This is a genomic window from Endozoicomonas sp. ALB032 (assembly GCF_049310125.1).
Taxonomy (GTDB): Bacteria; Pseudomonadota; Gammaproteobacteria; order Pseudomonadales; family Endozoicomonadaceae; genus Endozoicomonas_A.
This window is the reverse complement of sequence record NZ_JBLYNW010000001.1, coordinates 3596939-3611165: the sequence shown is the minus strand read 5'-3', so window position 1 is coordinate 3611165 and position 14227 is coordinate 3596939. Positions and strand designations below refer to the sequence as shown.

The following is a 14227-nucleotide window of genomic DNA, read 5'->3' as shown; positions in this document are numbered from 1 at the left end:
AAAGAAGTGCTGAAAATTCTTGACAAACATGCCAGAAAAATAATCTTTATGGCTGATCCGGGCTATATGGAAGTATTGGAAAAATACCTCACCCGCTGGCAGATTCAGGAGACCGCCCGGGAGCTTATGCATCTGCTGGCAAAAAGTTGCAATCTTCTGAGATACATCAATCCATCTCTACGGTTTTCCGATCCTTCAGCAACGTATCTGATAGCAGCTATTTTCGATTCGCTGGGCATCAGGCATGGAAACCCTCAGGCGTCACAGGATTTCTGCCAGAGCATCAACTCTGCACTTGGCTCAGAGTTTTTTATATTTCAGCTTTCTATGCTGGAAGTAAATATACAAAAGCATGAAAAACTGATCCTGAAAAAACTGGAAATGCTCGATGACAGGGAGCGGGAACAGCTTCTGGTATCCAGCTTTATATTAGGCCAGTGGGAGCTGTTCAGGCGGTTGCTGGCCGACTCTTCTCCGACAATTCTTAATCGGGAGTTTAATAACGGCGGGAATATTCTTCACCTTATGGTGACAGCACTGCAGAGCGTGAACTCTTTCGATGGGATATGCAGCTATTCCTGTCTGGAAGCTTATCCCCCCCGCTATGACCAGTTGTTTCAATATCTGCCCGCCGAGACTCTGGCCAATCAACGGGACAACAGCGGCGCAACTCCGCTGTTGCTTTTATACCGACATCACCGCGAGCAGTTAGCATCAGTGCCCATATCCAAAGTGGAAGACCGACAACTGGCCAAAGCCCGGCGCAGCGCTCTGATCAAGATAACCGCTTCTGCTCACCTCATTGATTGTATGCAGGATCATTTAGACGGAAAATTCCCGTTCAATGTCAACTGGTTTTTTGAGTTCCTGCAACTCTTTAAATCCCTGCCGTCATCTACCTTTAAGGCCGATCGCTTAGGTTCTTCTGACTATTCATACAAAGGACACTTGTTACACAAACCCTTGCCCAGTGCAACCAGGTTACTACAGCCTGTTATCAATTATTTTCACCTTCACCCTGACGTTTTGCGGGATGAGCAGCAGACACTGGAATTAATGAGGTTAATACATCAGAACGGGTTGCCGGTTGAATTTTCTGCGCAGGTGCTCCGGGCTGCCAGCGAGGACATACAAAAAAAACTACTTGAGCACCTGTCAGCAGCACCTGATGATCGCAATTCACTCTTTATTGAACGAAACTACGACGTAGCCCAGAGGAGACGTTTCTACCCATGGCATCTGATTGGCCTTGGGGTTGGCGGCGGGTGTGCGCCTGATCCAGACAGATTTTATTGTCAGGGGTTTCGCCATGCGGTTGCTGAATTTGACAGGGAACACCCAAAAGAGACGGTTCCACGAATTCCCGGGCTTTGGGAAGCAGAGCTACTCAACGTCAACTGCAGGAGTATTATAACTTACGGTCGCAGCCTGGCTTTTCCATCCAAAGAGGTACCTGAGGGGTATCGCCGTTTCAAGTTCCTGAAACAGCAACATTGCTGCACAGAAGACTGGCATGATTTTGTCCGCGAGCAGCCACAGCTGGAATTTTTTCGAACCCATAAGGATAAGCTGGGCCTTGAAAGCGCCCTGCTTAAACCACGGGGCATTTATCGTCTGAACGATGCCCTGGACAAGCTCAAAGCCTGTCGATTAACTGAAGAAACCCTGGCAAGCATTGCCCTGGAGCCTGATGGTTCGGCACTGCTACAGGTCTTTGATGATGAAAAAGATACCTGCCTGTATCACCACTATCCTTATGAAGCTGGAAAGGTGGACGGCCTCTCAGTGCAGGCATCCTTTGATGGCCTGAGACTATTTGCCAGAGATGCGGGTCGTCTCTGGCATCACAATTTTCAGGCACCAGATACACTAACTTCGTTCCATAATACCGCTAATGGCAGACGCTGGGTACCAACACCCTTTTTTGGAACTCAAAGTGTTCCCGGCACGATGGGAGAGTGGAATGCCCAGCATTACCCAAACGTAGCACCTGCCCCGGTGGGGATGAGAGACTGGGCTGATATCCGCTCATTTGCCGAGCAAACCTCCTACAGCTTTGGTTTGCCAAAACTCTACCTTATAACCGATCGTGAGGGGATGGGCGAATTGCGGATCACTGAGCTTGGGAAAGTCTTTTACGGACTGGTGATTAACTGGCTCAGGGTGCGCCATGACACCAACAGTCTCGATTACAAAAACAGGGTGCAGATGAACCAGTTGCAGGATGAGCTGGTGACAATTGCCGCTGACCTGTTTGCTAGTGCTTACCAAATGGACACGGAGGCCATGAAAGCAAGGATATGCCAGAAATTCCCGGCAGAGTCGCTCAGCCGGGCTGCACTTGAGTGTGGTTACTGGTGTGACCCGGAACTCCGCTATGTAAAGGATATCAAATCAGGCCGTTTTCCTGATGAGGTTTATCCGGATCATCCGCGTCAGAGCTTTAGCCCTGGTCGATTAAATCCAGACACAAAGAACCTGACCGATCTGGGAATTCGGCGCTCATCCAGAGCCAAAGGGCCAAATCTGGGTGTTGACACCGGCACCCTGCCAATGCCCCATCTCGACAGTTTGTTCTGGTTTGCACTTTATACGGGGTGGCAACAGCAGGAGCCATCCCGGCAGAGTGTTTCAAGATAACCATCCTGTTGATGGCCTTTTTTATACCCATCGAACATTCCATTTTTTGAACCAAATCAACCTTTGCTGGTCTAAAAATAAAGACGCTACAAAAAATTCAAGTTATTGATGGAGTAAATTATGTTGTCACGGATGACCCATACTATCGCCTCAAACTTGTCCGGTTGGACCGTTCCGGAAACAAATGTTTCTGCCACTGTTTCTGCAGGTTTGAGCAACGTAACAGCCGGGTCTAATGGACCCTCAAGTCGCCCTGTACACCTGCGACAAATCACTTCTACTGCTGACCAGCATCGTGAATGGATATCCCATGTTCAGAATGCAATAGGCAAAATAGATATTCCAATAGGTAATAAATTATTGCGAGACAAGGTAGAAGATGCCCATCATGATCTTGAGACGATGAGTCCGATTCATCCAGGGGAGGATGAAAAGCTCTATCCGCAGTCATTACAAGAACTGATCAACTGCCTTGCCATGGAACCTAAATTTCCTGAAAATATTTCCGTTCTGAAAACGCTGGCGGATTTGGGGTTGGGTCTTGAAGGCATCTCGATGTCTTTTAAAATAAACACCTCCCCCCGATTATTAGAACAACTCCTGAACAACACAGACCATGATGCAGTACTGAAAATTCTTGCCGAAGATGCCAAAAATATAATCTTTATGCCGGATTCGGGCTATATGGAAATATTGGAAAAATACCTGACCCGGACGCAGATAGAGAAGGCTGCCAGAGAGCTTATGCTTAGGCCGAGAATGTTCTGCTTAATAGTCACAAAAATTAATCGATCTCTACAGTTTTCCGATCTTTCAGCAAGCTATCTGATAACAGCTATTTTCGAATCGCTGGGCATCAGGCATGGCAACCCCGGAGCATCAGAGGATTTCTGCCAGAGTATCACCACTGCACTGAATTCAGAGTATTTTATATCTCAGCTTTCTATGCTGGAAGTGAATGTACAAAGGCATGAAAAACTGATCCTGGAAGAACTGAAAAAGCTGGATGATAAGGAGCGGGAACAGCTTCTGGTATCAACCTTTATATTAGGCCAGTGGGAACTGTTCAGGCGATTGCTGGCAGACTCCTCTCCGACAATTCTTATTCGGGAGTTTAATAACGGCGGGAATATTCTTCACCTTATGGTGACAGCACTGCAGAGCGTGGGCTCTTACAAGGAGGTATGCAGATATGACTGTCTGGAAGCTTATCCCCCCCGCTATGACCAGTTGTTTCAATATCTGCCCGCCGAGACTCTGGCCAATCAACGGGACAACAGCGGCGCAACTCCACTGTTGCTTTTATACCGACATCACCGCGAGCAGTTAGCATCAGCGCCCATATCCAAAGCGGAAGACCGTCAACTGGCCAGAGCCCAGCGCAGCGCTCTGATCAAGCTAACTGCTTCTGCTCATCTCATTGGTTGTATGCAGTATCATTTAGACGGAAAATTCCCGTTGAATGTCAACTGGTTTTTTGAGTTCCTGCAACTCTTCAAATCCCTGCCGTCATCTACTTTTAAGGCCGTCCGCTTAAGTTCTTTTAAGTATTCATATAATGGAGAGTTGTCACACAACCCCTTGCCCGGTGCAACCAGGTTACTACAGCCTGTTATCAATTATTTTCAGCATCACCCGGACGTTTTAAGGGATGAGCAGCAGACACTGGAATTAATGAGGTTAATGCATCAGAACGGGTTGCCGGTTGAATTTTCTGCGCAGGTGCTCCGGGCTGCCACTGCGGGCATGCAAAAAAAACTACTTGAGCACCTGTCAGCAACACCTGATGATCGCGATTCACTCTTTATTGAACGAAACTACGACTTAATCCATATAAGGCCACGTTTCTATCCATGGCATCTGATTGGCCTTGGGATTGGTGGCGGGTGTGCACCTGATCCTGACAGATATTATTGTCAGGCTTTTCGCCATGCGGTTGCTGAATTTGACAGGAAACGCCCAAAAGAGACGGTTCCGCGAATACCCGGGCTTTGGGAAGCAGAGTTAGTCAACTGCAGGAGTAGTATTATAACTTACGGTCGCAGTCTGGCTTTTCCATCCAAAGACGTACCTCAGGGGTATCGCCGTTTCAAGTTCCTGAAACAGCAACATTGCTCCACAGAAGACTGGCATGATTTTGTCCGCGAGCAGCCACAGCTGGATTTTTTTCGAACCCATAAAGATAAGCTCGGCCTTGAAAGCGCTCTGCTGAAACCAAGAGGCATCTATCGTCTGTTTGATGCCCTGAATAAGTTCAAAGCCTGTGGATTACGTGAAGAAACCCTGGCAACCATTGCCCTGGAGCCTGATGGTTCGGCACTGCTGCAAGTCTTTGACGATGAAAAAAATACCCAACTGTATCACCACTATCCCTATGAAACCGGAGACGTGACCGGTCTCTCGATGCAGGCATCCTTTGATGGCCTCAGACTCTTTGCCAGAGACGCAGGTCGTCTCTGGCATCACAATTTTCAGGCACCGGATACACTAACTTCATTCCATAATTCTGCTGATGGCAGATGCTGGGTACCAACAGCCTTTTTTGGAGCCCAGGGTGTTCCCGGCACGATGGGAGAGTGGAATGCCCAGCATTACCCAAACGTAGCACCTGCTCCGGTGGGGATGAGGGACTGGGCGGATGTCCGCTCATTTGCTGAGCAAACCTCCTACAATTTTGGTTTGGCAAAGCTCTACTTCATAACTGATCGTGAGAGACAGGGCGAATTGCGGATCACTGAGCTTGGGAAAGCCTTTTACGGGCTAGTGATTAACTGGCTCAGGGTGCGCCATGACACCGACAGTCTGGATTGCAAAAACCCCGTGCAAATGAACCAGTTGCAGGATGAGCTGGTGACCATTGCCGCTGACCTGTTTGCCAGTGCGTACAAAATGGATACGGAGGCCATGAAAGCAAGGATATGCCAGGAATTCCCGGCAGAGTCGCTGAGCCGGGCTGCACTTGAGTGTGGTTACTGGTGTGACCCGAAACTCCGCTATGTAGAGGATATCAAATCAGGCCGTTTTCCTGATGAGGTTTATCCGGATCATCCGGATCAGAGCTTTAACCCAGGCCTATTAGGTCCAAAAACAGAGAACCTGACCGATCTGGGAATTCGGCGCTCATCCAGAGCCAAAGGGCCAAATCTGGGTATTAACAGCGGCACCCTGCCAATGCCCCATCTCGACAGTTTGTTCTGGTTTGCACTTTATACGGGTTGGCAACAGCAGGAGCCATCCCGGCAGAGTGTTTCAAGATAGTCATCCTGTTAATGGCCTTTTTATATCAATCGAACTTTCTATTTTTTGAACCAAATCAACCTTTGCTGGTCTAGAAACCAAGACGTTACAAAAAAATCAATTTATTGATGGAGTGAATCATGTTGCCACGGGCGACCGATACCACCACCTCAAACTTGTCCAGCTGGACCGTTCCGGGGACAAATACTTCCCCCCCTGTTTTCACTACAGGTTTGAGCAACAAAACAGCCGGGGCTGACGGGCCCTCTTCTGGTCGCTCCATACACTTGCGACAGATCACTTCTACTTCTGGCCAGCGTCATGAATGGGTAACCCATGTTCACAATGCATTAAGAAATATTGATATTCCACTTGATAACAGGTTTTTGCGAGAGCTGGTAGAAAATGCCCAACAGGATTTTGACAGGGTGAGTAAGAACAATTCCACAGAGGATGAAAAATTCTATTCGCCGCACTTGCTAAAACTGATCTTCAACCTTGCCTGCCGACCCACCCTTCCTGAAAATATTTCCGTTCTACAGACGCTGGCTGATTTGGGGTTGGGACTCCCGAATGAGTCGGTGGGTAATGAAATACGGATACCGCCGCAATTATTAAAACAACTCTTTGATAACACACACCGTGAAGCAGTACTGGGAATTCTTGGCGAGCACGCCAAAACAATGATGTTTAGGGCTGATCCGGGCTTTATGGAAATATTGGAACACTACCTGAGCCCGTTACAACTTCGGCGGGCTGCCCGGGAGCTTCTGAATTATCTGGCAAGAGATTGCCATTTTCTGGCGGGACTCAACCAATTTCTTCGACTTTCCGATGGTTCGGCACCGTACCTGATAAAAGCTATTTTCAACTCACCGGGCATCAGGCATGGCAACCCTCAAACGTCGCAGGATTTCTGCCAGACAATCACCACTGCAATGGCTTCAGAGGCTTTTATTTTCCAGCTTTGTTTGCTGGAAGTTAATGCCCAGAGGCATGAAAAACTGATCCTGAAAGCACTGGAAAAGCTGGACGAGAGGGGGCGGGAGCGCATGCTGGCATGTGCTTTTATATTAGGCCAGTGGGAACTGTTCAAGCGCTTGCTGTCGGGCTCATCAGCCGCAATTCTAAACCAGAGGTTTGCTAACGGGAGTAACATTCTACACCTTATGGCGACAGCCATTCCGAGCTTAAAATCTGGCCTCAGCATACGCAGCTATCGCTGTCTGAATACTTATACTCCCCGCTATGACAAGTTGTTTCAATATCTGCCCGCGGAGACTCTGGCCAACCAACGGGACAACAAGGGCGCAACTCCGCTGTTGCTTTTGTACCGTCATCAATGCCCGCAATTAGCGTCGGCGGCCATGTCCGGAGCGGAAGACCGTCAGCTGGCCAGAGCCCGCCGCAGCGCTCTGATCAAGCTAACCCATTCAGGTCATCTCATTGATTGTATGCAGGATCATTTAGACGGAAAATTCCCTTTGAATGTCAACTGGTTTTTTGAGTTCCTTCTGCTTCACAGATACCTGCCAGCATCCACCAATAGAGCAATCAGCTTACGCTCTACTGAGTATTCATTGTACGAACAGCTAATAGACAAACCCCGGCCCCATGCAAGAGAGTTACTTCAGTCAGTTATCAACTATTTTGAACTTCACCCTGACACTTTAAGGGATGAGCAGCAAACACTGGAACTGATAAAGTTAATACACCGGATCGGATTGCCGGTTGAATATTCTGCGCAGGTGCTCCGGTTTACCACTGGGGACATGCAAAAAAAACTCCTTGGGCACCTGTCGGCAACAGCTGATGATCGCAACTCACTGTTTATTGAACGACGCTACGATGTATCTTATGACGGGAAACCTTATTACTATCCATGGCATCTGATTGGCCTTGGTGTGGGTGGTGGGTGTGCACTTGATCCAGACATGTTTTACAGCGAACGTTTCTGCCATGAGGTCGCTGAATTTGGCAGAAAACATCCAAAGGAGTCTGTTCCGGAAATTTCCGGGCTTTGGGAAGCAGAGTTATTAATCAACAGCGGGTATATTGAAACTTACGGTCGCAGTCTGGCTTTTCCTTCTGCAGAGGTACCTCAGGGGTATCGCCGTTTCAAGTTCCTGAAACAACAACCTGGCTCCACAGAAGGCTGGCATGATTTTGTCCGCGAGCAGCCGCAACTGGATTTTTTTCGAACCCATAAGGATAAGCTTGGCCTCGAAAGCGCACTGCTGAAACCAAGAGGCATTTATCGTCTGTCCAATGCCCTGAATAAGTTCAAAGCCTGTGGATTACGTGAAGAAACCCTGGCAATCATTGCCCTGGAGCCCGATGGTTCGGCACTGCTACAGGTCTTTGATGATGAAAAAGATACCCACCTGTATCACCACTATCCTTATGAAGCTGGAAGAGTGGACGGCCTCTCAGTGCAGGCATCCTTTGATGGTCTCAGGCTGTTTGCCAGGGACGCGGGTCGTCTCTGGCAACACAATTTTCAGGCACCGGATACATTAAGCTCATTTCATAATGCTGCTGATGAAAGATGCTGGACCCCCACACCCTTTTTTGGAAACCAGTGTGTTCCCGGCACTCTGGGAGAGTGGAATGCCCAGGATTACCCAAACATAGCACCTGCCCCGGTGGGGATGAGGGACTGGGCTGATATCCGCTCATTTGCAGAGCAAACCTTCTCCAGCTTTGGTATGAAAAAAATCTATTGTGTAACTGATTGTGAGAGACAGGGCGAATTGCGGATTACTGAGCTTGGAAAAGCGTTTTATGGGCTGGTGATCAACTGGCTAAGAGCGCGCCATGACACCGACAATCTGGATTACAAAAACAGCGTGCAGATGAAGCAATTGCAGGGAGAACTGGTGACGATTGCCGCTGATCTGTTTGGTAGTGCATACAAAATGAGCACCGGAGCCATGAAAGCAAGGATATCTCAGGAATTCCCGGCAGAATCGCTGCGCCGGGCTGCACTTGAGTGTGGTTACTGGTGTGACCCGAAGCTCCGCTATGTAAAAGATATCAAATCAGGCCGTTTTCCCGTTGAGCTTTACCCAGATCATCCGAATCAAAGCTTTGACCGTGAACGATTGAACCCCGACAATGAAAACTTTACCGATCGGGGATTTATTCGCTCATCCGGGGCCAAAGGACCCAATTTAGGTATTGACACCGGCACCCTGCCATTGCCCCATCTGGACAGTTTGTTCTGGTTTGCTTTATATACAGGGTGGCGCCTGCAGGAACCATCCCGAGGGAGTGCTTCAAGACAATCACCCTGATAATGGCATTTTGTTGCGAGAGCAGATCAATAAACCGATCCTCTGAGTCTTAAGGCTGCTGACGTGTAGCAGAAACCACAATTTCACGCACACAGACATTTTGAGGCTGGCTGTAAACAAAGTTCACGCAGCTGGCGATGTCTTCTGGATGAATAACGCCACCCATGCTGTCTTTCCAGCTTTCATAACCTTCCCTGATATCACTGGACGTGGTGTGACTCAGCAGCTCGGTCTCTACTGCACCGGGAGCAAGGGTAATCACCCTTACATTGTCGTCTGCAACTTCTTCACGCAGGGTTTCTGACAAGCCATGAACCGCAAATTTGGTGCCACAGTAGGCCATATGATTAGGAAAGCCTTTGATACCAGCAATGGAACTCAGGTTAATAATAGTGCCACCCTTGCGCTTTTTCATTTTGCCAATAACAGCTCCAATACCATTAAGAACACCGTTCACGTTAACGCGGATCATTTGATCCCACTCGGCTGGATCTTGTTCATCCGCATTACCCAGCAACATCACACCTGCATTATTGACCAGACAATCAGTCTCACCGTAAACAGATTCCGCTTCATCCACTGCGGCATAAAAAGCTTCGCGATCAGTCACATCGACTTTTCTGCACAGCGTGTTGGGCAGGCCCAGAGCTTCCAGCTTTTCAATTCTTCTTGCCAGCAGTAACAGTGCATGGCCCTGGGCACTGAATTGACAGGCAATGGCTTCACCAATACCGGAACTGGCACCTGTAATTACTACCAATGGTTTTGTCATGGGAGGAATTCCTGTTAATACCAATCGAACTTAAATCGTACCTGGCATGAGTTCGTAACCAATCAGAATTGAGCGACACTCTACCTTCAGACTCACCTCTTGCAGAAATACCTTTTGGTTTGGACATCAATGAGTTTTTATTATCTACAGGGCTACCTGGATGCCCTGCAGCGAATATCAATGCCTGAAAAATGTTATGTGAGATCAAAACTTGTAAAAGAGTTTCAATTCCTGGCAAGAACTACTGTATTATTTTTGTGCCTTGTCCGCCGCCTGAAGAATAGTTTCAGATGACTTAACCTGCCCGGGAACCTCCGTGAACCATAGCAATACAGCCATTCTTTATTCTTTTCGTCGATGCCCTTACGCCATGCGTGCCAGACTGGCTCTGACTTACGCAGGTATTACCCTTGAGCACAGAGAGATATTACTGAAAAACAAACCTCAGGCGATGCTTAGTGTCTCACCAAAAGGCACCGTTCCTGTTTTGGTACTTCCTGAAGGCAGAGTCATTGATGAAAGTCTGGATATCATGCTCTGGGCACTGGCTGTCAATGATCCTGAAAACTGGTTACCTGAGAATCCTGATGACAGAGCTGAAATCGTGGCACTGATCCGCAAAAGTGATGTCGAGTTTAAGCCACGACTGGATCGCTATAAGTATGCCGATCGACACCCTGAGCATCCCATGGAATTTTACCGTACTCAGGGTGAAGAGTTTATAGCGCTTCTGGACAACAAACTCAGCAGTCAGAACGGATTAATGTCCGATAAAGTCACCCTGGCGGATATGGCAATTGCTCCTTTTATACGACAGTTTGCCCATGTAGACAGAAACTGGTTCTTTTCGACGCCTTACCGGGGAGTGCAACAATGGCTGAAGCGCTTTCTTGAATCCGGGCTGTTTTTGCAAATCATGGGCAAACACCCTTTATGGGAAAATTAACACTCAGAAATCTCCCTTCGAAATCAGAGACCATGGCAAAACTCCAACAACTCGTTCCCACGCCAGGACCCAAAGGGCCTGAAAGCATGGGAACCAGAGTTTTGCAACAGCCTCAATTGGCGGTGATTTACGCCGGATTTGCTAATTATCTGGTTAGTGACTTACAACTCGTCTTTATCCTCGGATGTATCAGTGGCCCGGGCAGCTATAGACTGAAAGGCGTCGCTGAGTTCCTGATATTTTTCCTCTAACTGTTCTGCAGTGGCTTCCGCATTGTCATCAAGCCAGGCAATGGCATCCTGAACGTTATTATCAAGAAGGCTCTTGTCTTCATCAGAGAGTTTACTTACCCAGCCGTTACTGTCATCCGTCAATTGGGCGCGTTGCGAATAAACAATTGATTCCAACTTGTTACGGGCCTCAACTCTTTTTTGTGTCTGCTGATCCTGCTCCGCGAATTTCTCGGCATCCTGAACCATTTTTTCAATTTCCTCTTCGCTCAGTCGGCCAGTATCTTTGTTAATAACGATATTGTTACTGCCACTGGATTTTTCCTCGGCCTTCACCGTCAATATGCTGTTCTCGTCCACAGAGAAAGTCACATCTATTTGAGGAGTGCCCCTGGGAGCAGGTGGAATACCGGTAAGATCAAACTTACCCAACAGGTGATTGTCCTTCGTCATAGGACGCTCCCCCTCGTAGACCTGGATAGTCACTGTGGTCTGGCTATCGCTGGCAGTGCTGAATATCTGGTGTTTCTTGGTGGGGATTACCGTATTGCGGGTCAGTATTTTTGCGAAAACCCCGCCTACTGTCTCAATCCCCAGGGAAAGTGGGATGACATCAAGCAGAAGTATGTCGCTGGTTGACTTATCCCCACTGAGCACCGCTCCCTGAACAGCAGCACCATAGGCGACGGCCTCATCCGGATTGATACTATGATTTAAAACTTTACCTTCAAAGAAATTGCTTAGCAGCTCCCGAACTTTAGGGATTCGGGTGGAGCCACCAACCAGAATAATCTCGTGGATATCCCCGCGCTCAAGTCCGGCATCTTCCAAAGCCTTCTTCACGGAAGTCAGTGTTTTTCGGAACAGGTCAATATTGATCTCTTCAAATTTCGCTCTGGACAGTGGCTCGCTGAAGTCCTTTTCATCTGCCAGTGACTCAACTTCAATCCGGGCCTGATGGGACGCTGACAAAGTGCGCTTGGCCTTCTCCACCTCACGGCGTAATTTTTGCTGAGCGCGTTTGTTATGGGTCAGATCAAGACCGTATTTACGTTTGGCAATTTTACTGAAGTGATTAACCAGTCGCTGGTCAAAGTCCTCCCCCCCAAGGTGAGTGTCGCCAGCAGTAGCCAGTACCTCAAACACACCGCCATCAATCGTCAGTATTGATACATCAAAAGTGCCACCACCAAGGTCAAATACCAGTATGTTTTCTTCACCCTTGAGCCTTGCATCCAAACCATAAGCCAGTGCCGCTGCCGTCGGTTCATTGATGATTCGCTCCACAGTCAACCCTGCTATTGTGCCAGCATCCTTGGTAGCCTGGCGCTGGGCGTCATTGAAATACGCAGGCACTGTGACAACCGCATGGGTGACCTTCTGCCCAAGATATTCTTCCGCAGTTGTTTTCATTTTGCTCAGGACCATCGCACTTAGCTCTTCCGGAGTAAATGAAAAATGTTCCTGCTGGGTCGTCATTTCCACCTTGGGCTGACCATTGACATTGACGACACTGAAAGGGAAGTGCTTAATATCTGCCTGCAATTGCGGGTCATCATAACTTCGACCAATAATGCGCTTGACATCAAACACCGTAAGCTCCGGATTTCTGGAAGCCTGGTTCTTCGCAGCGTCTCCAACAAGACGCTCATTTTCCGGCGTCCATGCGATAAACGATGGCGTTATTCTATTTCCCTGATCATTGGCGATGATTTCCGTTCGCCCATTGCGACGAATACCCACACAGGAGTAGGTGGTCCCCAGATCAATACCGATAATAACTCCTTTCTCTTCGCTAGCCTCTGATTGGGCAGAGGCAAAGATTATCAGAGCGCGAAATAGCATAGCCTTAATAAATGACTTTTGAATTAAACCCCACTCCAGCATGATCAGCACCTTTATTAACGGATTTGAAGTTAACAGTTACCCCAGGCAATCAATGGCAGAGCGCTTGCTAATACAAACGCACATCCTAAAAACGCTAATCTGAACTCTATGCCTTCGTCAGAAGAGGAAGGATTGGCAAGCGCAGGCCCCCTTAGACCTCTCATAGTTTCCAAGAGTCGAACGGGAATTACGCTTGAGCATAAAATTCAGTTGCGCAAGTCAAACTTTACACTCAACGTTTTTCAGTCAACTTGCGCTAAAAAGTGAACTGTTTTATCGAATTGACCGGAAAGCTAGGCCATTATTTCTGGATTTTCAACCAATCCACTTACTTTCCAAACAGTCTCTCGAACTGGGTGACTTGGGAAATTTCCACGATGCATCAATGTTCCAATCCCGCTATAATCCCGCAGTTTTCAACATGAAATGTGGTCAGGCGGTGGTGTGAACCGTTTTATATTTATTTCTTTTAGATCTTAAAGTGCATTTAACTGCATTTTTTGGACATATATAATGAGCGGCCGCATTCGGGTATTGACGATGCTGACACCTGGATAAGTCACTCCATGGTCAGCCTGCCCCCAGAACACTCTCGGTAGAGTCAAAATGGAACAGATGAGCGAACTGGTACTGATTATGATCAGTGCCATCCTGGTCAACAACTTTGTACTGGTTCAGTTTCTGGGCCTCTGTCCGTTTATGGGTGTCTCCAACAAGCTGGAGTCAGCCATGGGTATGTCTCTGGCCACCACGTTTGTTCTCACTCTGGCCTCTATCTGCAGCTATCTCACTTATCAGTACCTATTGATTCCCCTGGGTCTGGAATTTCTTAAAACCATTGCTTTCATCCTTGTCATCGCAGTAGTGGTTCAGTTTACCGAGATGGTGGTCAGAAAAGTCAGCCCTCTGCTGCATCGTGTCCTTGGCGTATTCCTGCCTCTGATCACCAGTAACTGTGCTGTTTTGGGTGTGGCTCTGCTGAACAGCAATCGATTAAACAGCTCACTGGTTGATTCTGCGACCTACGGCTTCGGCGCTGCTGCCGGTTTCTCGCTGGTGCTGGTTTTGTTCTCTGCCATGCGCGAACGAATTGCTGCTGCCGATGTCCCAACTCCTTTCAGGGGAGCGGCCATCGGAATGATCAGTGCTGGCCTGATGTCACTGGCCTTTATGGGTTTCACCGGCCTGATCAAACTGTAAGGGAGAGCTGTCAAGGTTT

General features: G+C 48.1%; 6 protein-coding genes and 1 pseudogene. 5 read left to right on the top strand and 2 right to left on the bottom strand.

All coding sequences use genetic code 11. The features are described from left to right. Positions 1-6 precede the first annotated feature (6 nt). The 3 genes from ACO6VG_RS13570 to ACO6VG_RS13560 all read left to right on the top strand — a co-directional run bounded on the left by ACO6VG_RS13570 (position 7) and on the right by ACO6VG_RS13560 (position 9173). On the top strand, positions 7-2640 hold the full coding sequence (locus tag ACO6VG_RS13570) for a hypothetical protein (protein ID WP_422474339.1): 2634 nt from the start codon (positions 7-9) through the stop codon (positions 2638-2640). Positions 2641-2760: 120 nt separating this feature from the next. Beyond that, positions 2761-5898 carry a hypothetical protein gene (locus tag ACO6VG_RS13565; protein ID WP_422474337.1) on the top strand — a complete coding sequence of 1046 codons (3138 nt, stop codon included), beginning with the start codon at positions 2761-2763 and terminating at the stop codon, positions 5896-5898. A 119-nt stretch (positions 5899-6017) separates the two neighbouring features. Then, positions 6018-9173 carry a hypothetical protein gene (locus ACO6VG_RS13560; protein ID WP_422474335.1) on the top strand — a complete coding sequence of 1052 codons (3156 nt, stop codon included), beginning with the start codon at positions 6018-6020 and terminating at the stop codon, positions 9171-9173. Between the two features lie 49 nt (positions 9174-9222). Here ACO6VG_RS13560 and ACO6VG_RS13555 read toward each other — a convergent pair whose 3' ends face one another. Beyond that, positions 9223-9945: an SDR family oxidoreductase gene (locus tag ACO6VG_RS13555; protein WP_422474333.1), complete on the bottom strand. Its 723-nt coding sequence runs from the start codon at positions 9943-9945 to the stop codon at positions 9223-9225. Between the two features lie 316 nt (positions 9946-10261). Between ACO6VG_RS13555 and ACO6VG_RS13550 the strand changes: the two genes are divergently transcribed. Then, positions 10262-10891 carry a glutathione S-transferase gene (locus ACO6VG_RS13550; RefSeq protein WP_422474331.1) on the top strand — a complete coding sequence of 210 codons (630 nt, stop codon included), beginning with the start codon at positions 10262-10264 and terminating at the stop codon, positions 10889-10891. A gap of 191 nt (positions 10892-11082) precedes the next feature. On the opposite strand, the pseudogene dnaK reads toward ACO6VG_RS13550, so the two are convergent. Then, positions 11083-12966 (bottom strand): annotated as a pseudogene (dnaK, locus tag ACO6VG_RS13545) (molecular chaperone DnaK); the annotation flags it as partial. Between the two features lie 657 nt (positions 12967-13623). Between dnaK and rsxA the strand changes: the two are divergent. Then, a complete protein-coding gene (rsxA, locus tag ACO6VG_RS13540; RefSeq protein ID WP_034834307.1) occupies positions 13624-14208 on the top strand; it encodes an electron transport complex subunit RsxA in 585 nt (194 codons plus the stop codon). The last annotated feature ends 19 nt before the right edge of the window (positions 14209-14227 follow it).